Origin of the sequence: Sulfurimonas lithotrophica (genome assembly GCF_009258225.1) — a bacterium.
GTDB classification, from domain to species: Bacteria; Campylobacterota; Campylobacteria; order Campylobacterales; family Sulfurimonadaceae; genus Sulfurimonas; species Sulfurimonas lithotrophica.
On record NZ_CP043617.1, the window covers coordinates 2,330,088 to 2,354,633 of the forward strand.

Consider the following 24,546-nt stretch of genomic DNA (forward strand, 5'->3'; position numbering starts at 1 on the left):
TCTTACCTGAAAATTGATATAATGCTTATAAATAAATCAAAAGGCTTTATTATATTTAGTGTTACGTACAAAGAGTTTGAAAAAGCCGTGGAGACACTTGGGCTTATCGGAGTTGAAACAAAAGAGGGTGTGAAAAAACGCTATCAAAAACTCTCGCGTGAATTTCATCCGGATATGCCTGAGGGTTCAACAGAAAAGTTTCAAGAGATAAATAAAGCGTATAAAATTTTAATAAAATATATTGATAACTTTAGATTTCGTTTTACTAAAGAAGAATTTGGCAACCAGCATCCATTCTCCGTAGATGATGATTCAAACCACCATCATATAGCTAAATAAGCTATTGCCACATAACGTCCAACTCTTAAAAATCCCGCAATAAATAAAAATAGAACAAAATTAAGTCTTAAAACACCTGCAACTAATGTTAGCGGGTCACCTATAACAGGCAGCCATGAAAAAAACAAAATCGGGTAACCGTATTTTTTACCGTACTCCAGACTTTTTGTACCTACTTTTGAACTCTCTAGTTTATTATGTGTTTTCTCATAAAGCCAATAACCAAACCAGTAGTTTACAATAATAGCACTAACATTTCCTATAGATGCTATTGTTATAGCTTTATATACTGGCATATCATTAGCTATAGCCGTTACGAAAGCGATTTCAGAAGAAAAAGGAAAGATTGTAGCAGCCAGAAATGCTGAAAACAGTAAAGCAACTTCTGGCATCTCTATCCTTTAAAAGGTGTTTTTGATGTTTCGTATTATAGATGCTATTAAAGTATCTCTAGCTTCATCTGAAGCCCAAGCAATATGTGGAGTTATATATAGATTATCTTTGTTTTTTACACTAAGAAGCGGATGGTTTTGCATCATCGGTTCCTTTGCTAAAACGTCCAAACCAAAAGATATGTTTTTCTCATCTATAATCTTAACTATAGCATCTTCATTGATTATACCGCCGCGACCAAGGTTTAAAATTACAGCTCCATCTTTACACATTAACAACTGTTCATAATCTAAAAGGTTATTTGTTTTATCGCTTAGCGGTGCATGAACAGATACGATATCGCACTCAGCCAAAAGCTCATCTAAAGTTAAACGCTTATACGGTTGTGAGTGATTTTTTCCGCTTGTCGAGTAGTAACAAACTTCTGCACCAAATGCATCTGCTAATTTAGCTACGCCCTGACCGATTGAACCAAGACCTATAATTCCCCATTTTTTGTTTTTTATTTCAAAAAACGGACGTGATATATCTGTAAAAACAGGACTTTTTGAATAGCTACCGTCCTTCACATACTCATCATAATAACGCGAGTGACCAACTAGATAAAACAACATACTAAACGTATGTTGGATTACAGAATCTGTTGAATATCCTGCTACGTTTTTAACCTCAATACCTCTTGTCTTGGCTGCATCTAAATCTACATTGTTCATACCTGTCGCAGCTATACATATCAGTTTTAAGTTTGTTGCATCTGCCATAAGAGAGTCTGTTATAACAACTTTGTTTGTTACTATAACATCTGCATCCGTTATACGCTCTTTTGTTTGCTCGACACTTGTTGTCTGAAAAACTTCCACATCTCCAAGGCTTTTAAACTGACTTAAATCAGTCTCTCCAAAAGTTAAAGCATCTAAAATAACTATCTTCATATATTAAGCATCTCTTATTTTTTTAATTAATTCACGTGACTTCTCTAAGGCACGTTCCACTTTATCAAAAACCAGTGCCACAGCCAAACGACGACCCTTATGTGCTTCAGGTTTTCCAAACACTCTTACATAAGAGTTGTCTGTAAATAAACTCTCATCTACTTCTACAACAGGTGCGTAAGAATCGACTTCACTTTTAAATGCGGCAGATGCACCGTCTCCGTAAAATGTAAAACCTAAAGGCAGACCAAGTACTGCACGTAGATGCAGTGCAAACTCACTCTGAGATTGAGTTATCAGAGTTACCATTCCAGTATCGTGCGGACGCGGAGAAACTTCTGAGAAGTAAACCTCATCACCCTTAACAAAAAGCTCAACTCCAAAAATACCCTGACCGCCAAGTCCGTCTGTAATACGTTTTGCAATATCCTGAGCATTTTGCAGAGCCTTAGGAGTCATCTGCATAGGCTGCCATGAAAATACATAATCCCCATCACGCTGTTCATGTCCGATAGGCTCACAAAAAACTGTCTCTTTGCCGTTTCTTGCAGTCAAAAGAGTTATTTCGTAGTCAAAATCTACAAAAGCTTCAACTATAAGCTCACTTGCATCACCGCGAGCTTCTTTTGCTTCCTCCCATGAATGCGGAATATCTGATTCACTGCGTGCTACCGATTGACCGTGACCTGATGAACTCATAACAGGTTTTATAACAACGGGAAAACCTAATTCTTTGGCTGCTTCAAGTAAACCTTCTTGCGTAGTTACAAATTTATAAGGTCCTGTTTTAAGTCCTAAATCTTCCGCAGCAAATGTACGGATATTTTTTCTATTCATCGTTTTATTTACGGCATCTGCATTAGGGATAACGTTAAAGCCCTCTTTTTCAGCTTCTAAAAGAGCTTCAATTGAAAGTGCTTCAACCTCAGGCAAAATAAAGTCAGGTTTTTCTCTTCTAATAATCTCTAAAATAGCATCTTTGTTTTGCATATTTACAACATATGAGCGGTGTGCTACTTGATGTGCGGGAGCATTTTCATACTTATCAACTGCTATTGTCTCAAGACCTAATCTCTGAGCTTCGATAACTACTTCACGTCCTAGCTCACCTGAACCTAGTAACATAACTTTTTTTGAATTTGATTTAAGGGGTGCGGCAAATTTCATACAATTTCCTAATGTAAAATAATTAGGAAATTATAGCAAAAGTTTAATACTCTACTATATAAACATAATATACAGTATTTTTATTAAATATTATTATTTAAAATTAATAATGAATTAATTTATTTTCCGATACAGTTGTTGTATTTTATTTAAAAGGATTAAAAATGACACAAAAATTAGTCGCAATTTTATCTATTGCATTGTTCTCTAGTTATATATACGGACATACATTTGAAATACATGATGGAATACAAGAGTTGGATACTCCTACAACGATAGAAGATTTAAGTGTATTTAATAACTCTTGTGTAGACTATATCTTAATTAATGATGCTCAAAATGATGAGTTTAAACTTTATACTGCGAATGGTATCGACTATATGTTTAATGGTTCTACTTTTAACGAACTTGAAGTAGGACAAAAATTTATCATAAAAGCTTCAGGCAGTTGTAATATTGAAGTAGAAGATATTATTACTCATAACGAACTATCATATAAAACCGTAACATCACCTTATACAGGAAGAGTATGGTTGGATAGAAATATTGGTGCTACAGAGGCTTGTTCAACATCAATGGATCAATCGAATACTAGATGTTTTGGAGACTACTATCAATGGGGTAGAGGTACTGATGGTCATGAAAGTGACATTGCTTCTACAACAACTGTAAAACAAACTAGTATTACCAATACAAATCGATACTTTGTAAAAGGTAGCTTAGATTGGGTAACTGTAGATTCTGGTGGTGCACTAAGATCAGCGCAATGGTCAAAAACAAATGGTAGTTCAGTTTGCCCTGTCGGATATCGTGTACCGACACATGATGAATTTATAGCTGAAAGAAGTGCTAATAATTATTCTTTTCCAACTGACAATTTCCTTAAGTTACCAGTCCCTGGAGTAAAAACTTGGCATGATGGTACATTAACTAATGTGAGTTATGAAGGTAAACTATGGACTAGCACTCCTAATGGCTCTAGTGCTTATGTAGCAAGTTATTTATATAACAGTTCCTCTATTGGAATATATTCAACAGATGGTATTTCTAGAGGTAATAGCGTTAGATGTATAAAGGATTAAACTATTTGATGTAGAAAGTTCTATTTAGAACTTTCTATTATTGTTTTAGCCCTATAAGTGTTTGAAGAAGTTGGTCAGATGTTGTAATAGTCTTACCGTTTGCTTGGAAACCACGCTGAATGATTATAAGCTGAGTTAGCGAACGTGAGAGATCAACGTTTGATGCTTCCAGTGCCGCCGCTTGGATAAACCCACGTCCTGCAGTAGCTGCAGTACCGATAATAGGCTCACCGGAGTTGGCAGTTTGGATAAATACGTTTCCACCCTCGGTAGATAAACCTTCGTTATTTGTAAATTTAGCCATACCGATTTGTGCAAGACCAAAACTTCTACCGTTTGAAAATGAACCTACTAACGTACCGCTTTGGTCGATTCTGATACCTACCAAATCACCACCGGTATAACCGTCTTGGCTTATACCCGATGTAGTTGATTCATCATCATAACTCGTCATACCTGCAAAAGTACCGGCATTACCAAAACTAAGTGATACTTGTTGGTTCGGAGCTGAACCATTATTACCGCTAAATGATATATTTGGCGGACTATATGAAGATAAAGAACCGTCATTATTAAATCTTACAACACCTGTTTTCTCATTATATGGAAAAACCGTATCTATAGTAGCAGGAGAAGGTACAGATATTACCATATCCCATGTTGAACCGGTATTTGGGTTAAGTGCTGTTTTTCTAAACTCCATTCTAAGCGTATGTTTTGAACCAAGTGAGTCAAATACATCAATAGAACTCGAATGTGTCGCCGCATTAATACTTTCAGAAAATGTTGTACCACCTGTACCTGCTGATAATACTGAGCTAAGTGAATCTATAGCATCGGTAAAACGTACATTGTTCGTTGTAGTACCATCTGTAATTGCAGTAATATTTAGAGACATATCATAATCATCAGCTGTATTTGTAGGGTTCTTAATAACAAATCTACCAAGATCATCCACTTCAACAGTAACACCAGCAAGACCACCTGCACCATAATCTTGATCTTGAGCCTGTTCTTCTAAAGCATAACGCAAGTCTGCCATAGTTTGAAAGGTTTTATCTGCACCGGATGCACTTGAACCACCTGTTGAATTGTATGCATATCTAAAGGCTGTATGATGAGTATCGCCTGCAACTAAAGCTGCACCAAAAGCAGGTGTACCAGTAATGGCAGCAGCAGCTACACCTGTAGAACCATTATCAGCTACATAAATATTATGAGAAACCGAAGTATCATTATTCTTATTTATAAGATCCAAAGCTCCTGTACCTGAATCATATATAGCATCAACACCGGTTATTGCCGTTTGAGCTTTTATAGCTGCCTCTATAAGTGCCCCATTTTGTGCACTTGAATTACCAAGGGGAAGGTTTACTGTAACATTTTGAGTAGTACCATCATCTAAAGTAAAATCTACAGAAAATGTTTCTGCTGCACCACCCGTTCCTGGTACAGCAGCCATTAGTTGATGAGTCGAATCTATAAAAGATGCCCATATACCCTGTCCGTCTTGAAGAGAAAAGGCTTCACCCGTTCCATTAAACATTACACCTAAATCACCCGAGTTAACAGGATTACCATTTGAGTCTATTGCTGCGGGTTGAACCGTACCGCTACCACTCGGTATCTCATACGCAGGAGAAAAATGTTCGACTTCTGTTCCTGAATTAAGGTTAGCTTTTAGAACAACTTGTTCCGTAGCTTTTGCAGGTGTTGTTAATCCCGGCGGGATATTTATGTTTGTTATGGGTGCTGTTGAGTCAACAAGTCCCGTATCTTCATCTCTAAGCCAACCTTGCACAATGAAACCGTTGTTATCTACAAAGTTACCTTGTGCATCAAACTTAAAGTCACCTGAGCGGGTATATTTATAAGTGTTTCCCCCATCGGGAGATATAATATAAAAGCCATCCCCTTGAATAGCAACGTCGGTATTTTTATCCGAGTTTTGAACAGAACCCTGAGAGAAGATTCTTGTCATAGAACTTACCGTCGAACCAAGTCCTACTTGTACGGGATTTTTACCGCCAAGCTCACCTTGGGGTGCTGTTGCTATGGCTTTTGTTTGGGCTAAAAGGTCTGAAAAATTTGCACGAGAATATTTAAAACCTATAGTATTAACGTTAGCTATATTGTTAGATTCAACATCCATCGCAACTTGATGTGATTGTAAACCGGATACACCGGAAAAAAGTGATTTTAACATTTTAAATCCTTTTGAACCTATCCCCTTTTGAGATAGTTATCTTAGTAAGAGATATAAAGCATATAGTGTTCCAACATTTGGAAAACTTTATGCATCCATATTTAATGCTTTTTGCATCATTTGATCAGCTGTAGTAATTGACTTTGAGTTTGCATCAAAAGAGCGTTGTAAGACTATGAGCTGTGTTAAAGCCTCTTCCATAGCAACATTTGAGTTTTCAAGTCTATAAGTGGCAAGTTGTGCACCGATAATATTTTCACCCTCTTCGTTTTGCATAAAAAAAGCATCTCCGCTATTGGGTGTCTCTTTAAAATTTGTTCCGCTGACACGTTCAAGTCCTTGATTGTTTCTAAAATGAAAAACGGCGATTTGAGCTATTGAGACTTGTTTACCGTTTGAGAATGTTGCAACGACTTCGGCATTTCTGTTTACGTCATAACCGACTAAGTCTCCACCTTGTGTTCCATCAGAAGAAGAAGATGATGATATAGGTGTGTTGGCTATAGAAGTTACCCCTGTATAACCTGAACCAAGATCCATAGAAACCTGTGCACCGTTATTGTTTATAGAGGTTAGCGTAGTAGATACTATAGAACCGTCAGTATTAAAGTTTACAACACCGCTTTGTGTGTCATATATAGTAGTACCGTCTAGCGTCTCTGTTGTAGCTACGACATCCCACTGTGTACCTGCTGCAGTAATTTGCGGATTTGAAAAAGTAAGTTTTAAATGGTTTTTATTTCCCTGTGGATCGATAACTCCCGCACCGATGGTTCTTACTTCATTTTCTGTGCCGATATTCCCTGCAAAACTTGCATTTGTTGTCGGTTCAGGCGGATAAGTCAATGTATTTGGAAAACTAAGTTTTTGTACTTCTCCTACGTCTCCAAGTGCCACCTCTTGTGCATCGTTGGTAACTATGTTTGAAGTAAGGTCGATATTTCCTGCCATTGTCCCTAATACATATTCACCTACGGGATTTACAAGGTCTGAGTTTTGGTCAAAAGTAAAAGCACCTGCACGAGTATACATAGCTTCACCATTATCATCCATCACACCAAACCAGCCATCGCCCTCTAGTGCCATGTCGGTACTTCTGTCAGACAGTGCAAAAGAACCTGTCTGTGTATTCATTGTACTTGATTGAAGTTGAGCACCAATCCCTATACTGTTTGCACTAACAGAACTTCCTCCGGATGCAGAAAGAACGTCTTCAAACATATTTGAAAACTCTGCATTATATCCGCGAAAACCTACCGTAGATATATTTGCAACATTATTTGACGTTATATCAATTGCAGCCTGCCCCGATCTTAAACCCGAGATCCCTGTATAAAAAGCTTGCGTCATCATGTTAATGCGCCTCCTAGTACACTTCTTGAACTTCACTTAAAGATACGTAGTTAGATCCAACTTTTACCAAAGTATCTCCGTCTTCAAATCTTATAGACTCAATCGGGTAAGCACCCATTCTGGTAGTTTGGGAATTTCCTGCAGCATCGGTATAACTCGCAGTAACATAGTAAACACCGCTTCCTGCAGAGTCGCCACTTGTAAGCGTACCGTCCCAGTCAAACTGATAAACACCGGAATCTATACTCTCGGCGATATCTCCGTTTTCATCTTTAGGCAACTCTATAGGGACGGTTGCCACTATATTTCCTTCACTATCCAAGATTTCCACTTCACCGCTTGCTATGCTTTCGGGAAAATAAACTTCAAAAGATGTAGTATCACCTTCATCGTGAGCTATAGCATTACTACCCAAATCTGCAGTTTTTCCAATGGCAGATACAGTAGCAAACTGTTGAGAGTTTGATAAAGAAGCGGCTAATTCTTCTAAAGCTTTATTCGTATTTTCAGCTGATTCCAAAGCTGCTAATTGTGACGTTTGAGTTAAAATCTTTTCACTGTCCATCGGCTCTGTAGGATCTTGATGCTGAAGCTCTACCAATAAAAGCGTCATAAAATCATCTTTTCCTAACGCTGTTTTATCTTCTACACCGTTTGTACTTCCGTCATTATATGCACCGTTTGTAGCTAAGTTTTCTCCGACTGAATTAATTGCCATGATATATCCTTTAAGCGTAGTTTGGAACTACAATTTCAAGTGAGCTTAAAATCTCTTCTTGTTGGTCTTCGCTGTCATAATAACTATATTCTTGACTAGCTTGTTGATTTTGTCTATGATTTTGCTGTTGCTGATTTGCTTGGCTACCATCAGACGAACCACTATTGAAGTTTAATGAAGCATTTTGTATTCCATTATTATTAAGCTGAACTTTTAAATCGTTTGCATTCATTGACAACGCATTTATAGCTGCATTGTTAGACGTTATATTTACATGCAGATTTTTACCGCGTTGTATTACGGTTAAATCTACTTCACCTAATTTTTGCGGATTTAATTGAACTTTTACCCTTGTAAAGGGTGCTTTGTAATTATCTATAGCTTGTTTAACATCTTGAGATAAATACTTGGTCATCTGTTTAGCTTCGTTTAGTTTAACTTCAAAACTATCCGCCTTTAATGTACCTAAGGCATCTGTTTTAGATGCACTCTGTTCTCCTGCCTCGCCTCTAAGAAGTGATTCTAGGGATTTTTGGGCTTCTGTTGCAGCACCGGGTGCAATTACACGTGCTGTTGCAACTGAAAAGTCAGAAGTAAGTTTTGAATTACCGTCCACTTTGAGTGCTTTTTCACCGCGTAATAATAACTTTAAAGTATCATCAGCCCTTTCTTTAGCAGTTTTTGGTTCGGCTACTTTAAACTCTCTTGCCTGCAAAGTTTGTTCCGTAGTTACGGATTGAGGTGCAGATTGAGCCTTAAAAAGAGGAGTTTGTTTACTAGCTTCAACAGCCGTAGATGCTTTAGCTTCAGTTTTTACTTTAGTATTTTGCTGCTGTATATCCAAGTCTTGTACCTGAGATTTTTGTTGAGTTTCTTTTGTAGATACTTTTTTTGTATTTGCTTTGACATCAACAGCTTCGGTGTCAAGGTCTGTATTTTTTGAGTTTTGTTTTTTATCTATTGTTTTTTCAGACTTTTCATTGTTTTTAAGTTCGACTAATGATTCACTCGAAATATTTTTTGAAACTTTATGGGCTTGAACTTCTTCAACCGTAATTTTTGAAATATTTATATCAAATTTTTTGGCAAGCTCCGCTAAACCCTTAAGAGTTTTTGGCAACTCTTTAATTTGCGATTTTTTATATCCGTCTGTTTGAGTTATTTGATCTTTTAAGTAGTTTTTTGCATCTTTAATAAGTTGTTTTAACTCCGATGAACTAAGTTCTTTCGTAGCAGAAGGGTTTATCTCTATCCCTTCGTTTTTTAACAATGAAGATAATGTTTCTTCTTTTGAATTTAAAATCGTTTTTGCATCGCCTTGCTTTGCATCTAAGGCTAAAACAACAGGACCCTTTTGCAAAGTTTTTGAGTTTTTATCTTTTACACCGTGTAAAAGTTCACTAAAAGAGAGTGCACCTTTTGTTTTTTGTGTTTCATTAGGAGTGGATAAACTTAATGGTGAAGCTGATTTTGAATCACTTTTATTTCCGACGACTATCACGATATCCTCCTATTTTTCTTTAGAATATGGAACTTTTGTTTATATATTTTTATATTTATAAGCATAAAACATACCAATAATTTATAAAACAAAAATTTTAGATTCAAATTTTTTTACCGATATGGTTTACTATGAAAAATTTTTTACTACTAACGTTTTCTTTAACACTTTATGCTGCGGGACCTTTTGATTCGCCGTCGTCAAAGCATTACGATATGTCTGCATTCCATACGCAAAAAAATTTAGAAAATAAAAAAGCTTCTGAAAATGAAAAAATAATCTGTAGGAAGGTTTGCGATAAAAAAATATATAAAGAGCAGGTTATAAGCGATGCAATAAACTTTTACAAAAGTTCAAAAATGCATCATTTTGATTCTAACTCAAACAGATAAGATAAATCTTTTTTACATACCTTTTTTACTTTACTTTGAAGATATCCGATTAACTCTTCATCGTCTTCGCCGTCGGCAGGGTATGATACTAAATAGTTTGTAATTTTTTTGGCAAAAAACTCATCAAACATATTTTTTACAGTATCAGCACCGTATTTATCGGTATAAGGTAAAACAAAAAAATAATCTTTTTTATAATTTACTATTGAATCTGAGTTACGTAAAATAGAACTTAGCGATGTCTTTATTTCATCTTTTGAAAAGTCTGAAAAGTCACAGTAAAGTATTGTTAAACTCTCTGCTCTATTTTCATCAAGTCTGCTTGATATACCAATATTTAACTTTATGAGTTGTCTAAAATCGCCATACTTAAAATGTACACCGGCCATTATACTTACCTTTTTTTGTGTACTAGTATAGCAAAAAATTATAAAATATTATATTTGTTAGCTTCTTCTCTGGATGCCAAGGCAGATGTTTTTTCTTCCTCTCCATCATAAGATATTGAGTATGTGTCTTCCGGATTTGCTTTTGTGTATGAAAGCATTATGCGACCTGCCAAAGCTTTATCGGATTCCGTTGCATTTTTGCTTAATAATCCGTGAGGCCCCGGAATACCTATTGTTTTTAAATGGCAATACTTATCATTGTTAATATCTTGAAGGTGGGCATTTTCATCCTTATTGCGTCCTACAACAAGTTTTGCACCCTCAGGCAGTCTTAAATGACGCCCAAACTTCATAACAGGGATATCTTTTACTTCAAAATCATTCTCATGGGCTATATAGTCAAACATCTTTTTACCAAAGTTCTCATCCGTTAAAAGACATCCGCCGCCCGGTGATTCAAAATCTTCCAGCCCTATCTCTTTTGCTAACTCAAGTTGTCTGTCACGTGAACGACCTATAATACCTTCTAGCTTTTCTCTATCTACCCAGCCTTTTTCTTCTGCGATAGTCGGTTTTAGTGCTTTTGCACTCATAGGACGAAGTAATAATCCATCTACATCACCGTCTTCTAAAACGGTCTGCAAAGCATCTTTATTTTGACTCATTGGACGTTGTCCCATTACTTCACCGCTTATTAAGAAACTTGCACCCTCGGCTTCCATAATACGTTTAGCCACTGCAAACATCTTTGCATGACAATCGATGCAAGGATTAAAGTTTTTCCCGTAACCGTGTTTTGGAGAAAAAAGTACATCTTGAAGAAATTCATTTTCTATATCTATAATTTTAAGTTCTGCACCTACTTGATCACACATACTTTGCATATGTTCACGTCTGTCTTTAGTACTTCCAAAACCAGTTGAGATATTTACCGCTATTACTTCTATACCTTGATCTATTATAAGTTTCATGGCTAATGTAGAGTCTAGTCCACCCGAGAAAAGAGCTATTGCTTTCATTTACTTCCTTATATTTAGTGTAATTTTATCATATTTCCAAATTAAACTACCATTATTTAAACATACACTTATGATACAATAACTACTTTGTAAAATTTTTTTAAAATATAGGAACATATATGAAGTCTGTTTATCTATTATTATCTAGTGCATTATTTATAATTTTTTTAGTTGGATGTAGTACTACGACGGAAAAAACTATTATTCCAAAAGAGAAATTAAAAGGTAAAAAATTAAAGATTAAAACTCTAAAAGAAGCTAAAAAAGCAATTATTTTTATCCATTCAATAAACACTTTAAACAATACGACAATGAATTTATCAAACAAACGCAAAAGTTTTGCCAATCAATCTCTCTCAAAACAAATTACCGCTTTAAATTCTATCAATGAAACCAGAAAATGTTTTTATGATGGTACACATACTTTTAACGGAAAAATCAAAAAAGAAAAAAATATAACTTTTTACGACACTTCTATCAAATATAAAAACTGTATAGATAATTCATATGATGAAGGGACAAAAGAAAAAGCTTATGTCATAAACGGTTCTGAACTGACAAGAGGTTCAGGTAAAAACAAAAAAGACAGTTACTCTAATAATTCAATCCATAAACTAAAAGATTTTAAAGTCACTTCGAACTTCTACTCAAGTATAACGAATGTTGAAATTAAAAACAGATGGGAAGAAAACAAAATAAACGGCAAATACTCTAACAAACTAACTATAAACGGAACAATGTTAGTTTCATACAAATCACCCTTAGTAGGTATGAAAATAAAATATCAAAACTTTGAACTCGAAGAATCCTCCGATGACGGATTTGATTATGTATCGTCAATCAACGGAAGCGTTAGTGTAAAATCTACACTAAAAGGGTGTGCAAACGGTCTTTATACTTTAGAGACTATAGAACCGCTTAAACTATCTCCCTCATTTAACGGTTTTAATTACGGTGTTTTAGTTATAAACGGTGCAACTTTTGAGTACAACGTTGATGGCACTATCAAAGTAACACTTCCAAACGGTTCAAAAGGTGTTATAGAAAAAAATGCATCCGTGACCTGTAAATAAAACCTAACTTTTAAGTCACTTTAGCTTTGAGATAAGTTTTCTAAGACGTCTTATTTCAAATCCTTTTTGCTCATATGATATATCTTGACGTATATTTATTTTTTTTAGTTCACGGTTATAATGTTTTGATAGAAAAGTATTTAACTCTTTTTGAAGTTCATCCTCGTTTTGTATTACTTTAATACTCTCATCAACAGAGATAGCCATAATGCTTGGATGCTCTGTTTGATTAGATATTAAAAGAGAAAATTCATTCTGATGAAACTGCAATAAAGATGGGTCTAACACATCCAAAACCTGTGTAAGCATATGTGGTTTTTCCAATAATGTTTTAATTAAAGACAATTCCCACATATCACGATGAGAGGATGTTTGCATAACAGGTGTGTTTGTTTGTGATATATTTGTTTGTTTTGCTATACGTACAAATGAAGGACTTATTGATAATCTAGATGCAAGATATGTTTTGTATTCCTCTTGAAGAATAGGGGATAATGTTTTAAGATAAGCTATTGCTTCTTGCATACAAGCTTCTTTTGCTTTTGGATCTTTTAAATCATATAAAGAAAGTATCTCATCCAAAACAAATTCTATAAAAGGTTTAGGTGAGCGAAACATAGATGCAAGTTCATCTACGCGTCCGTCTTTGACCATGTCGGCAGGGTCTAATCCACCTCCAAATATAACAACTCCACCCGAAAAACCACCTGCACTAAGAAGCTTAGATGCTTTAAGTGCAGCTGCACGTCCTGCCTTGTCTCCATCATAAGCCATTACAACTCTTGGTTCACCTTTTCTAAGAAGCGGTAGATGTTCTGGTGTAAGTGCAGTTCCGAGTGTCGCTACGGCATTGTTAAATCCTGCCTGATGCAACATGATAACATCAAGATAACCCTCTGTTATGATTATCTCTTTTGTTTTATGAAGTGCTTGTTTTGCATGATGATATGCATACAAAAGACGTGATTTGTTGAAAAACGGAGTCTCAGGTGAGTTTACGTATTTTGCCTGATGCCCGCTTATAGTCCTTCCGCCAAAACCGACCAAGGCTCCGTTTGGTGAGTGGATAGGGAATGTTATACGTTCTATAAAGCGAGAAAAATATCTTCCGTTATCATATCCTACTACACCCATATCCACGGCTTCTTTAAGAGTGAACATTTGAGATGTTATGTAGTTCATGCTTGATTGTGAATCGGGTGCATAGCCAATTCCAAATTTTTCAACACTGCTTTCATAAATACCGCGTTCATGCAGATAAGAACTTGCATCTTGACGTGAGGTCAACAAGTTTTGATAATACTCGTTTAGTTTATCCATAACTTGCGAGCGGGGTTTGTTGTTTTTTTTATCTGTATAAGTAAGTGTAAAATTGTATGTATCTGCAAGTTTCTCAATAGCTTCAGGATAATTTAGCTTTTCATATTCCATAGTAAACTTAATACTGTCACCACCTGCCCCGCATCCAAAACAATGGTATATCTGTTTAGCGGGACTGACAACAAAAGATGCAGTTTTTTCATCATGAAAAGGGCATGGCGCTTTAAAATTTGCACCTGCTTTTTTCAGCTCAATGTATGAGCCGACAACATCAACAACATCAAGTTGTGCCTTGAGGGCATCTATGGACTCTTGTGTAATCATAAATAAGATTATACTCGATTGTGCTTTAAAATATGCTAGTGTAAAGTATGAGAAGTGTTAAGACAGATTAAAAATCTGTCTTAGAAGGAGGGAGAAATAAAATCAGATTAATAAATATCTGAATTTGGATGATTAGGTTTACTAATCGGATTTTGTGTTTCAGGAGTATCGTAGTGTACTATATTGTCAGCCTGAAGAGCACCTAATGTTAAAGCGATTGCTAAAATTATCTTTGTCATGTTTTATCCTTTGGTAAGAGCCCATTAGACTCTAAATTTTTAAATCGGAGAAATTTTATCCTATTTAAAAATTAATAGCCTTGACCTATATCAATAAATCAGATAAATTTACTCCTATTTATAAAAACATATAAAGTTTGGTTTTATTTATAGATTTTGCTATAATTCCAGTTCAAATTTTTAAAGAAAGTGGGTGATGTGATATGCCAGGTATCGTACTACGTGCTGATGATAATTTTGATGCAGCTTACAGACGTTTCAAGAAGCAGACTGACCGTAACTTAATCGTTACGGAAGCTCGTGCTCGCCGTTTCCACGAAACTGAAACTGAAAAGCGTAAGAAGTTCAAAATAGCATCTCGTAAGAAAATGCTTAAACGTCTTTATATGATGAGACGTTACGAATCACGCCTATAATATAAGCCTTCGGGCTTGTATTACTCTACTAATTAACCAAACCTCAAAACCTTTTTATACTTACTCTATTTATTTTTGTTGATATAATTTTAAAAAAGAGAATACTTTGGAACTTAACAAATGTATATTTTGCCAAAATCATCTTTATAATCTTTCAGACGGTATGCTTAAATGTTCCGTGTGTAAACGTAAATACAGCCCGTCCAAACTTGAACGTGATTTTGCCGTTATTGATGCTTTTATAGAAAATATGAGTATTCTTTATGCAAGTACACGATTGGGTTTAAACTATCAAAGTGTTAAACGTCGTTACGATAAACTTCGTGCATTTAGTGTAAATATATGTGAAGATGTTTCTGAAACATTTAAATATGAAGAATTTGAAGAATACTGCTTTTCTTATAATAGACACAAAAAAGAAACAAACAAATTATTTAAATCGTATAATTTTATCACTTTTGCTACCAAAGAAAATGTTTACAACTTAACACTACCGCCCTTGGAACGCTTTAAAGGAAACCTCAGCGAAACCGATGAGCAGATTCATCTTATGAAACGATTTATGCGTAATAGCCATATTGGCAAACTAAAGCATCACGATAACAATATTAATAAGTTTTGGGAATTTTTTGAAAATCATATATCAAGATTTAAAGGTGTAGATGCCAAAAACTTCGGCATCTATCTTAAAGAGGCCGAATTTAAATTCAACCATTCAAAAGAGAAACAAAAAGAACTGCTAAAAATCGCATGGATTGAATCTATGCGATGAACCGGTTTAGAGTTTTAAAAGGTGTAGCTTATCCCTCCACGAACCATACGCGGTTCAAGTGGATGATAGTGCAAGTCTTCAACCCCTCCGCTTGGCTCACCGTTTAGTCTTGAAGTGTAATAATAATCTATATCATGGTCTTTACTATCAAAAATATTTAACAGCTCCACCCATAGTTTCAATTTTTTAAATTTATACCCGGCAGAAGCATTAAAGATTGTCGAAGGATCTGAGCGTTTTTCGTTTTTGCTATCAAGTGTACGCTTTCCAAAATGACGCATACGTAGTGATCCAAATATACCTTTTTTTTGGGAATATGAGATTCCCGCCGCTGCTACAATAGGTAAACTTCCCTCAATATAATTACCCTCTTGAATATCATCTTCTTTAAAACGGGAATGGCTGTATGCAAGTTCTAAGTCGGCACTAAAATTATTGTTAAACCAATAATATCCGCTAAATTCTACTCCGTAACGGCGACTTGCACGATTTGCTTCTGTTGTACCTGCATCACCCACATACAATAATTCTGAATCAATATCCAATACCCAAAGTGCTAACGATAGATGCATAGAATCTTTATCATAATACCTTACACCTATTTCAGCACCGTTTGTTTTAACTAGTAAATCAACTTGATTTGCAAGATTGCCGCTTAGAGGATCTATGTTTATCGTCGCTCCACGTGCATCGTTAGAGTGGAATCCGCTTCCGGCACTAATATATGTTTCAAGTTTATTGTTAAGTTCATATATAAGGTTAAGTTTTGGACTCAATATTCCTGCATCATCATTACCGCTGTTAGCTTTTAGTTGTGCATCTACATCTACGAAGTAGTGATCATAACGTAATCCGAGCGTGAGAGTTAATGCATCGCTTAACATACCTTGACCTTGCCAATAAAAAGCACCTGAAGCCTCTTTGACGGAGTCATCTCTAACCATATCTAAACGATTGCCTCCAACCGTATGGTATAGTCCAACTTCTTTTATATCGTCATAACGAAATTCTGTACCAAAACTCTGCATTAAATAAATATCGCTTATTTTGGATTCAAGCATATATTCGATGTTTAAACCATATATGTTACGTTTATCGACTTGTTCAAACTCATCACCGTTAACAGGGTCTTCAAGAGCATAAGTAAAATCAGATATTAAATCCATATCGTAATTAACCGCATATATATTTGCTTTTAGTCCATTACCCTCTAGTGAAGCCGAAATACTGTAACGACTTGATTCACCTCCTGCATCCGTATCGATTGAACCGTAAGTATCGATTAATCCTAATTTAACCGCACGCAGAGGAATCTGATCGGCTGCGTTCCAGCTATTATCGTATGCCATTAGAGTAACTCCTGCAGTATAGTCTCCTAAAGTAGTTGTATATCTAAACAATGTACTGATTTTTTTTATATCTTCATTAATGCCGCTCCATGCTCCATCATAACTATTATGCTCTACCGCACCATAAAAATGACCTCCTCCTACATCTTCAGATACAATACCCACTGCACGCAAATAATTGTATTCGCCATATGTTAAAAAAACTTCGTTTTGAGCACGTTTTTTAAGTGAAAAGTGTGCACTACCTGCAGCGGAAAAATCACCTGAATCGGCACGATAAGAACCTTTTGCATATTCAATTGTCTCTATAGTCTCAGGGATGATAAAATTAAGATCCGTGTAACCCTGTCCATGTCCATGAGTCCGCATATTAAGGGGCATACCATCAAGATAAGTGGCAAAATCGGTACCGTGGTCTAAGTTAAACCCACGTAAAAAATATTGGTTGGCTTTTCCTGTACCGCTGTGTTGAGTAACAACCATTCCCGGAACAAATTCCAACACCTCTCCCGTACGCAACAAAGGGCGTTGTTCTATCTCCTTCTCACCCACTATTCCCTCTGATGCACTCAAACTTTCGCCCAAAATATTTTGGCGATGTCCACTAATTTCAACAGAATCAAGAGTTACCGTCTCTGCGGCTATTAACACAGTAGTAAAAAAAAGCAAATATCTTATAATAAAATGCATACTTTTTCCTTAAATTTCAATATGCAAAAATTATATTTATATTATTTGACAAAGCTCTGAAAAAATTTGTTTCTTATATTGATTCAGGACTAAAGTTAATGTTTTAACGAAAGTTCAACAAGTTTTGAGGAGAGTTCATAATTTGAATCTACTATTTCAACGCTTTTAATTTTGTTTAGATAACTGTTTTCTTCATCCGAATCGACTTTAACTACTATATTTACATCTGAGCTATACTCTTTTAGTGCATCTATAATAAGTATCTTTTGATGTTCGCTGTGTGCAGTTACTATGATACTTGAACTTTCCTCTACTTTTAAAGATTCCATAACAGGACGTTTATTAAGATGTCCAAAATATGCCATAAAGCCTGACTTTCTAGCTTTTAGTACGTGTTGTAGGTTATCGGAGATGATGATAAAGTCAATACCCTTTTCACTAAGTTCTTTTGCAACAGCCTTTCCCAAAGTTCCAAAACCTGCGATAATTATGTGGTTTTTTTTGTCAATCGGCGTAATAACATCTGCTTCATAAAATTCTTTTTCAAAATAAGATGATATTTTATAAATATTGCTCAAAATAAAAGTACTTACTATCATTGTTAAAAATATTATTATTAACAAAAGATTTGCCAAATCGGTTTGGATAAGATGTTTTGATGATGCCATATCGAGTACGACAAAACCAAATCCACTTACTTGTGAGAGCGCAAGGGCTGTTTTTACGGAAGTATTTTTATCGCTTTTTCTTTTTGCTATGAAATATATTACGATTGTTTTAACTATCATTACCAAAATAAAAAGCACAAATACTTTATGCAGGTTTGAGAAAAGATATATCATATCTATCTTAGTACCCACACTAAAGAAAAAGATGCTTAAAAGTAGGTTTTTATAGCTTAAGATATCCGATTCGACTTTTATATTGTACTTCGTATCGGCTATAAGTACACCCGCCAAGAACGCTCCCATAGAATATGTAAAACCTATCTCGTGCGTTAATATAGACATCCCTATAACTATTGTAAATATCGCACCTAAAAATATCTCTTCAAGTTGCGTATTCGCGGCAAATTTTAGTATAGACTCAACTATTTTATCACCAATGTAAAAAACAAACAACGTTATAAAAATAAGTGCTACAAGAGTTTTTACTATAACTTCCGTTATAGAGATGTCCGAACCGTGGGATAAAAAACTGATTAAAAGCAGTATCGGTATTACTGCCAAGTCTTGAAAAATTAAAATACCTACAACTTTTTTACCGTAAGGTGTTACGATATCTTTAGAGTTTTGAAGATATGGCATAATAATCGCTGTTGAAGAGAGTGAAAATGCCAAAGATATAATAATAGATGTTTGAGCATCCAGTCCAAATATATAAAAACAAAATATAAAAAATAAAACCGAATTAAAGCCCATTTGAAAAGCACCGGCAATAAAGATGCTTTCTTTCATCTTTTTTATTTTTTTAAAACTAAGTTCAAGTCCGATAGTAAACATCAAAAAAACAATACCGAATTCTGCAACTAAATTCAGTGCATCTATTTTTAATGTATTAAAATCAAAAAGATAACTGATTATTATTCCGGTAAATATATATCCTACTATATGTGATACATTGTATCTTTTAAATAGGATATTCATTAGTGTGGCTAAGAAGATAGTGGCAAAAATAGCTAAAAGTAAAGTTTCCATACCACTATTATATATGAGGTTTAGCTTTTTTTAGATTTTAAACTGATTGATTTTTGTTCAAATTCTTCCATATATTTCATTATAGAAACTAAATGCATATCTATCGCTCATAGATGCGATATAATCGGCGATAACTCTATGTTTTGCTCTTTTATCTAGTTGTGCATAGTAATATTTTGGAAGCATCTTCTCTTCATCACTCAATGCTTTATATATGCCTTCTATAGCTTTTTTGCCGGCATACATCTTTCTTACTATGTTTTTATGTTGATACATCTTGTTAAACATAAGTTTTTTAAGCTTTTTTATCTTTGTTTCTAATTCAGAATCAAAACCTATAGGTATTTCACTTTTACTATCAATCGTAGCACTTAGGATATTTGAATTATCTACCTTATCTTTTGAATAATCAAGCAAAGAATATACTAAATAATTTATCAAGTGTGAACTAAAACGATACCTAAACATCTCATCTTGTTCTTGTCCGACACCTTCTGCTTCAACTTTTTCTAAAATCTCACAAGCGAGTTCACTTGTCTTTAAATCATCAAAAGTGATAAAACCCGAATTTACGCCGTCATCTATATCATGACTCATATATGCTATCTCATCCGCACGGTCAACGACCATAGCTTCTATCGAAGGATGGGTATTTAGATCAAAATTCTCAGCTATAGTTTTTGGCAAAAAAGATTTGTTATACGGATATGAATGTTTTAATATACCTTCCAAAGTAGCAAAAGTTAAGTTTAGTCCGTCAAACCCCGCATACCTTTTTTCCAGTTTTGATACTACGCGAAAAGATTGAAAATTATGCTCAAACCCGTTTGTAAAACCATCGGTCTTTAAACACTCATCCAAAGTATCGCCTCCGACATGACCAAAAGGAGTATGTCCTAAATCATGTGAAAGTGCGATTGCTTCGGCCAAAGACTCGTTAAGTCCCAAATTAGAAGTGATTGAGCGTGCAATTTGAGAAACTTCTATAGAGTGGGTTAGACGTGTACGAAAAAAATCACCCTCATGGTTTAAAAATACCTGTGTTTTATACTCAAGCTTTCTAAAGCTACCGCAGTGAATAATCCTGTCTCTGTCTCTAGCATAAGGATTGCGAAAATCTTTATCGATTTTATAGAACCTGTCTGATGGTTTATACGACATAAATTATGCTTTTTTAATAAACTCTGTTTTTAGAAAAATCTTTGTTCCGTTTACACGCCCTTCAACATGTGTTTCATCATTTGGAGCTAGTGCAATTCTTGTAACCGTAGTTCCGCGTTTTGCGGTAAAACCTGCACCTTTAACGTCAAGGTCTTTCATAATTACGATGCTGTCACCTGCTTTAAGCTCAACACCGTTACAATCTTTATATACAAGCTTATTTTCTTCTGCAGATATAGCTTGATCGGCTAATTTTTGCTCATCTTCTTCCAGATACATCATATCTATCATATCTTGACGACCGAGTTTGTTTAAAAGAATATAACTAAGTACTTTTACCGCCGAATCTTCACTCCACATAGAGTCGTTTAAACAATTAAAGTGGTTTTCATCTAGTTCAGAGCTTGCTACTTGAGAGTTACATATTGAACAAAGTGTTACAGATTTGTCTGAGGGTTCGATTACATATTCTACTAAACCCTCTTGGCTTCCACATAAGTCACATTTATTATTCATTATTTTCCTTTTATGCTGCAAATATAATGGAATTATACCCAATTCATCAGTCTAAAAGAGTCTGCTCAGATGTTTAAGCTCTTACATCTAGTTTATATAGAGAGTTTTTATATTCCTCTGTAGTTCCCTTTTTCATCTCTTGTTGAGTTTGCTGAATCAATTTTTGCAAATCTGAACCGGTTGAAAAAGCTCTTTTTGAATCAAGGTTTTTCATAGCGACAGACGTCTCGTTTGCCAAATCATAAATATTACTTACACTGGTACTTATAGTTGACATTACACCCCTTTTGTCATATCTTATTTTAAAATTATAATATGTAAATTTTTATTTATTCTTTAATTACAGTATTTCTTCCTGCTTTTTTAGCTTTATATAATGCATTATCAGCTCTTTTCATAGTCGCAAAAGGGTCTTTGTCTTTTGAGGAATTTTGAACAATACCTGCCGAAATATTTATAAAAATCTTTTTGGCACTTTTTTTATTTCTTACTACAAAGGGTGTTTTTGCAATACTTTCTCTTAAAATATCCGCATGTACAAATGACTCATCTACATCTTTTGAAGGAAAAAGAAGTGTAAATTCCTCTCCACCGTAACGATAAGCTTTTCCACCGCCACCTACATTTGCAAGCTTTGAAGCTACCATCTTTAAAACTTCATCACCCGTATCGTGTCCATAGGTATCGTTAAATTTTTTAAAGTGGTCGATATCACACATAGCCAAGGTATATTTACGTCCAAGCTTTGCCATATCTTCTATTAACGCCCGTCTGCCCGGCAAAGAGGTAAGCTCATCATAAAATGCAAGCCTGTATGCTTCTCTGATAAGTAAAACCAAAATGATTAAAACTATTGCAATAAATCCAAGTTCAATAACGTTTTGAACTCTTACAAAATATAGTGTTGCATACAAAGATATCAATATAAGTAAAAAAGAGCCGTTATACATCAAAAAGTGGTTAAAGAGAATGAGCGAAAACATAATAAATAAAATAAACAAGCCTATGACGATACTAATATCACTTAAAGGAAAGGTATCAAATATAAACAGTTTTATTTTAAATATGTCTAGTATCATCGGATTTGGGTACTCTATAAACCAGATTATAATCCCTGTTTCAATCACTACGAAAGCCGTTTTTAAATTACCCCATAAACTAAAAAGTCCACGTTCTGATAAAATAAGAAATATTAGTAGATGCAAAGGAAAAATTATAGATATATATTTAAATAAAAGTGTAGCTTTTGAAGCGGGTAGGAACTCGAACCCAATATATATCAACACAAGAGGAAAAAGTACAAACAAAAATCTATTTCTATTAAAGTGCCAAGAGATAAACATAACTATGGCACTTAATATATAAAACACATAAGGCAAAATTCCAAGTAAAAAACTTGGAATTTTATTTTGATAAAAAACCAAAAGTGCAAAAGTTATAGCAATTAACAAAGGTATAGCTACATTGACAAATATAGCTTTTGGATTATTCACTACTTATTAAACTCCACACTGTCTTCAGGGTTAAACTCTTTGTTTTTTTCTTTATTAAAGGCTTTTGTAGCCTCCTCTTCATTATAAACCCTACATTCTTCGGGAACAACAGCGTTTGGATCGGATGCTATCTTGTCACACATCGCTGCATTTACCGTAAAATTTGAACATCCGCTTAAAAACATAACAATAACTAAACTAATTTTATAAAATATTTTCACTATTTACTCTTTACTATTAAATCTAAATACTTTTTAGGCGTAGCTTTTTTCATCTCTTCTGCCAACCAGCGAATTTGAAAAAATGCAGCCCCGCTGTCACGCAATGTAAAATAGTTTTTTAAACTTCTAAGGTTAAAAGTTACAACCATATCGACTTTAACATTATCGCCTATTATATGTTTAAAAGCATCGCCCACGTTACGTTTCTTTTTTCCCGCCTGCAAAGCATCATAAAGTTCTGCATGGTCTTTTATCTCATCTAAAAGTGCTAATGAACTCTTTGCAACGGATATCTCGTAAAAGTTATCAACTACACTTTGTTGGTAAGAGAGCTTATCAAACATTGCAGATATCTCTATACGGTTATAGTCTCTGTCTTTTGTTACGAACATATCCAAATCAAGTATTTTTTTTATAAAAAATTCTCTGTTACCTTGTGCGGCAACATATGCATTTATAACCGAGCTCATAGTATAACGCGTACTTCTAACACTGATAGCCTGGATGCGGTGTCTTGCATGTTCTTGTAACACACCGCGACTGGTTCCGCGAACCAAGAACGATAAGTTTGCATGTTCAAGTATTGAGTGGTGAAAATATGTCCAAGCCAAATCATCCAGTAGTTTAGATTCTTCTATGGAATTAATTTCATTACACATATCAGATGTCGGCAATGTGTTTTCAATATCTTTTATAACATCATTTTCACTGTTTGAGAATGAATCATAACAAGTCCTAGCAGCACTCTCTGCTACACCGATACCCGTATCTTGCAATAGCACTACTTCAGGCTTTGAGTATTTAATACCGTATTCTTCTATTATTTCCATCCGTCTCACCTATTTAATCTTAATGAATTTTACCATATTTGTCTATGCATCCGCTTAAAAGATTTTATCTCCAAAATGTTACCTTTTGGTAATAAGTGGGTAACAGATATTCCTTATTATTTCAAAAAAATAATGGAGCTAAAAATGAAAAGTATGATTCTGACACTGCTTATTGTATTTAACCTAGATGCAAGTATATTTAGCCAAGAAGAAAAACCGAAAAAAATAAATATCAAAAACAGCTTTAGAGAAAATATAAGTGATGCAAATGCCGTAATAAAACGTGGAGACTATACAAGATATACAAACTACCAAAGCGGTATAAAATCAACCATCAGTCATATCGACAAGTTAGATATAAGTTCAAAAGAAAAAATTGAAATAAAAAATTATCTTCAAAAATATTCGAGTATAATAAACAAAATCTACAAAAAGCTACAGCTAGAAGCACCAAAGTTTAACCATCATTACAAAGAATCTATAAACGGATTAAAAAATTTTAATAAAAAGCTAGCCGGCATAGGTTATAGACCGATTTTAAATGCTTGGTACGAACTTAGTAAAACAAAAGCCAGATTTATAAAAAAACCAAGCGAAAAACTAGAAAAAAAGTTTCATGAAAAATGGAGACTGATAATGATTAATATCACCGAACTTTATCTCGATGAAGAGATTGAAGCACCGTTATTTGCTTATTTAGAAAACTATAAAGCTTACTTTAACGAAATAAGTTTGGCTTACAAAAGCGCACAATACGAAAATATTAAAAGTTTAAAACCTTTGTGCTATAAAATTAAAGCAAAACTGGAGTTTATAACTCCGCTTTCATCATAAGTTATTTACAAACTCGTATATTTCAAATCCTCTCCTGTCCACCACCTAAAATTTTTACATACAGAAAACAATATAAAATATGCGATTTAATTAAAATATATTAATTTAAATGTTTTATTA

General features: G+C 34.5%; 26 protein-coding genes. 7 read left to right on the forward strand and 19 right to left on the reverse strand.

The features are described 5' to 3' along the window. The first annotated feature begins 21 nt into the window (after positions 1 to 21). Positions 22 to 339 carry a J domain-containing protein gene (locus FJR48_RS11660; RefSeq protein ID WP_152308294.1) on the forward strand — a complete coding sequence of 106 codons (318 nt, stop codon included), beginning with the start codon at positions 22 to 24 and terminating at the stop codon, positions 337 to 339. On the opposite strand, the gene FJR48_RS11665 is transcribed toward FJR48_RS11660, so the two are convergent. From FJR48_RS11665 to purT, 3 genes are read right to left on the reverse strand one after another with little or no spacing between them, the layout of a single operon-like run. Next, on the reverse strand, positions 324 to 731 hold the full coding sequence (locus FJR48_RS11665; protein WP_241856071.1) for a YqaA family protein: 408 nt from the start codon (positions 729 to 731) through the stop codon (positions 324 to 326). The genes FJR48_RS11660 and FJR48_RS11665 overlap by 16 nt on opposite strands. A gap of 9 nt (positions 732 to 740) precedes the next feature. Continuing rightward, the gene (locus FJR48_RS11670) at positions 741 to 1,664 is read right to left on the reverse strand and encodes a D-2-hydroxyacid dehydrogenase (RefSeq protein WP_152308295.1); all 924 of its coding nucleotides are present in this window, start codon (positions 1,662 to 1,664) and stop codon (positions 741 to 743) included. A gap of 3 nt (positions 1,665 to 1,667) precedes the next feature. Then, the gene (gene purT / locus FJR48_RS11675) at positions 1,668 to 2,831 is read right to left on the reverse strand and encodes a formate-dependent phosphoribosylglycinamide formyltransferase (RefSeq protein WP_152308296.1); all 1,164 of its coding nucleotides are present in this window, start codon (positions 2,829 to 2,831) and stop codon (positions 1,668 to 1,670) included. Between the two features lie 164 nt (positions 2,832 to 2,995). Here purT and FJR48_RS11680 point away from each other — a divergent pair, with 164 nt between their 5' ends. Continuing rightward, a complete protein-coding gene (locus FJR48_RS11680) occupies positions 2,996 to 3,913 on the forward strand; it encodes a fibrobacter succinogenes major paralogous domain-containing protein (protein ID WP_152308297.1) in 918 nt (305 codons plus the stop codon). Between the two features lie 37 nt (positions 3,914 to 3,950). Here FJR48_RS11680 and flgE read toward each other — a convergent pair whose 3' ends face one another. The 4 genes from flgE to fliK form a co-directional block, all read right to left on the reverse strand. Further along, positions 3,951 to 6,119 carry a flagellar hook protein FlgE gene (gene flgE / locus FJR48_RS11685; RefSeq protein WP_152308298.1) on the reverse strand — a complete coding sequence of 723 codons (2,169 nt, stop codon included), beginning with the start codon at positions 6,117 to 6,119 and terminating at the stop codon, positions 3,951 to 3,953. 87 nt (positions 6,120 to 6,206) lie between these two features. Next, on the reverse strand, positions 6,207 to 7,472 hold the full coding sequence (locus FJR48_RS11690; protein WP_152308299.1) for a flagellar hook protein FlgE: 1,266 nt from the start codon (positions 7,470 to 7,472) through the stop codon (positions 6,207 to 6,209). Positions 7,473 to 7,485: 13 nt separating this feature from the next. Next, complete coding sequence (locus tag FJR48_RS11695; protein WP_152308300.1) at positions 7,486 to 8,190, reverse strand: flagellar hook capping FlgD N-terminal domain-containing protein; 705 nt, start codon at positions 8,188 to 8,190, stop codon at positions 7,486 to 7,488. Between the two features lie 10 nt (positions 8,191 to 8,200). Next, the gene (fliK, locus tag FJR48_RS11700) at positions 8,201 to 9,691 is read right to left on the reverse strand and encodes a flagellar hook-length control protein FliK (RefSeq protein WP_152308301.1); all 1,491 of its coding nucleotides are present in this window, start codon (positions 9,689 to 9,691) and stop codon (positions 8,201 to 8,203) included. Positions 9,692 to 9,822: 131 nt separating this feature from the next. Between fliK and FJR48_RS11705 the strand changes: the two genes are divergently transcribed. After that, on the forward strand, positions 9,823 to 10,083 hold the full coding sequence (locus FJR48_RS11705; protein WP_152308302.1) for a hypothetical protein: 261 nt from the start codon (positions 9,823 to 9,825) through the stop codon (positions 10,081 to 10,083). Here FJR48_RS11705 and FJR48_RS11710 read toward each other — a convergent pair. Both FJR48_RS11710 and FJR48_RS11715 read right to left on the reverse strand, forming a co-directional pair. Then, entirely contained in the window at positions 10,056 to 10,472 is a 417-nt protein-coding gene (locus FJR48_RS11710; RefSeq protein ID WP_152308303.1) for a hypothetical protein, read from the reverse strand. The genes FJR48_RS11705 and FJR48_RS11710 overlap by 28 nt on opposite strands. Positions 10,473 to 10,510: 38 nt before the next feature. After that, positions 10,511 to 11,491: an argininosuccinate synthase domain-containing protein gene (locus tag FJR48_RS11715; RefSeq protein WP_152308304.1), complete on the reverse strand. Its 981-nt coding sequence runs from the start codon at positions 11,489 to 11,491 to the stop codon at positions 10,511 to 10,513. A 119-nt stretch (positions 11,492 to 11,610) separates the two neighbouring features. Here FJR48_RS11715 and FJR48_RS11720 point away from each other — a divergent pair, with 119 nt between their 5' ends. Then, positions 11,611 to 12,564 carry a hypothetical protein gene (locus tag FJR48_RS11720; protein WP_152308305.1) on the forward strand — a complete coding sequence of 318 codons (954 nt, stop codon included), beginning with the start codon at positions 11,611 to 11,613 and terminating at the stop codon, positions 12,562 to 12,564. 15 nt (positions 12,565 to 12,579) lie between these two features. Here FJR48_RS11720 and dnaG read toward each other — a convergent pair whose 3' ends face one another. Beyond that, positions 12,580 to 14,208, reverse strand: a complete 1,629-nt coding sequence (dnaG, locus tag FJR48_RS11725) for a DNA primase (protein WP_152308306.1) — start codon at positions 14,206 to 14,208, stop codon at positions 12,580 to 12,582. 107 nt (positions 14,209 to 14,315) lie between these two features. Next, entirely contained in the window at positions 14,316 to 14,447 is a 132-nt protein-coding gene (locus tag FJR48_RS12490; protein WP_277872375.1) for a hypothetical protein, read from the reverse strand. A gap of 203 nt (positions 14,448 to 14,650) precedes the next feature. Here FJR48_RS12490 and rpsU point away from each other — a divergent pair, with 203 nt between their 5' ends. After that, positions 14,651 to 14,863, forward strand: coding sequence for a 30S ribosomal protein S21 (gene rpsU / locus FJR48_RS11730; protein WP_152308307.1), 213 nt, complete (start codon positions 14,651 to 14,653; stop codon positions 14,861 to 14,863). 106 nt (positions 14,864 to 14,969) lie between these two features. Continuing rightward, positions 14,970 to 15,635: a transposase gene (locus FJR48_RS11735; protein WP_152308308.1), complete on the forward strand. Its 666-nt coding sequence runs from the start codon at positions 14,970 to 14,972 to the stop codon at positions 15,633 to 15,635. A gap of 14 nt (positions 15,636 to 15,649) precedes the next feature. Here the strand turns inward: FJR48_RS11735 and FJR48_RS11740 are convergent, their stop codons facing one another. The 8 genes from FJR48_RS11740 to FJR48_RS11775 all read right to left on the reverse strand — a co-directional run bounded on the left by FJR48_RS11740 (position 15,650) and on the right by FJR48_RS11775 (position 23,592). Next, on the reverse strand, positions 15,650 to 17,674 hold the full coding sequence (locus tag FJR48_RS11740; protein ID WP_152308309.1) for a TonB-dependent receptor: 2,025 nt from the start codon (positions 17,672 to 17,674) through the stop codon (positions 15,650 to 15,652). Positions 17,675 to 17,769: 95 nt separating this feature from the next. Beyond that, a complete protein-coding gene (locus FJR48_RS11745) occupies positions 17,770 to 19,371 on the reverse strand; it encodes a cation:proton antiporter domain-containing protein (RefSeq protein WP_152308310.1) in 1,602 nt (533 codons plus the stop codon). A 57-nt stretch (positions 19,372 to 19,428) separates the two neighbouring features. Further along, positions 19,429 to 20,532 carry a deoxyguanosinetriphosphate triphosphohydrolase gene (locus tag FJR48_RS11750; RefSeq protein ID WP_152308311.1) on the reverse strand — a complete coding sequence of 368 codons (1,104 nt, stop codon included), beginning with the start codon at positions 20,530 to 20,532 and terminating at the stop codon, positions 19,429 to 19,431. A gap of 3 nt (positions 20,533 to 20,535) precedes the next feature. Next, entirely contained in the window at positions 20,536 to 21,048 is a 513-nt protein-coding gene (locus tag FJR48_RS11755) for a PhnA domain-containing protein (protein WP_152308312.1), read from the reverse strand. A gap of 73 nt (positions 21,049 to 21,121) precedes the next feature. Beyond that, a complete protein-coding gene (locus FJR48_RS11760; protein WP_152308313.1) occupies positions 21,122 to 21,325 on the reverse strand; it encodes a hypothetical protein in 204 nt (67 codons plus the stop codon). A 52-nt stretch (positions 21,326 to 21,377) separates the two neighbouring features. After that, complete coding sequence (locus tag FJR48_RS11765; RefSeq protein ID WP_152308314.1) at positions 21,378 to 22,541, reverse strand: GGDEF domain-containing protein; 1,164 nt, start codon at positions 22,539 to 22,541, stop codon at positions 21,378 to 21,380. Continuing rightward, positions 22,541 to 22,762, reverse strand: a complete 222-nt coding sequence (locus FJR48_RS11770; RefSeq protein ID WP_241856073.1) for a hypothetical protein — start codon at positions 22,760 to 22,762, stop codon at positions 22,541 to 22,543. Before FJR48_RS11770 ends, FJR48_RS11765 begins: the two co-directional genes overlap by 1 nt. Then, the gene (locus FJR48_RS11775; RefSeq protein ID WP_152308315.1) at positions 22,762 to 23,592 is read right to left on the reverse strand and encodes an FAD-dependent thymidylate synthase; all 831 of its coding nucleotides are present in this window, start codon (positions 23,590 to 23,592) and stop codon (positions 22,762 to 22,764) included. Before FJR48_RS11775 ends, FJR48_RS11770 begins: the two co-directional genes overlap by 1 nt. A 144-nt stretch (positions 23,593 to 23,736) precedes the next feature. Here FJR48_RS11775 and FJR48_RS11780 point away from each other — a divergent pair, with 144 nt between their 5' ends. After that, the gene (locus FJR48_RS11780) at positions 23,737 to 24,426 is read left to right on the forward strand and encodes a hypothetical protein (RefSeq protein WP_152308316.1); all 690 of its coding nucleotides are present in this window, start codon (positions 23,737 to 23,739) and stop codon (positions 24,424 to 24,426) included. Positions 24,427 to 24,546 lie beyond the last annotated feature (120 nt).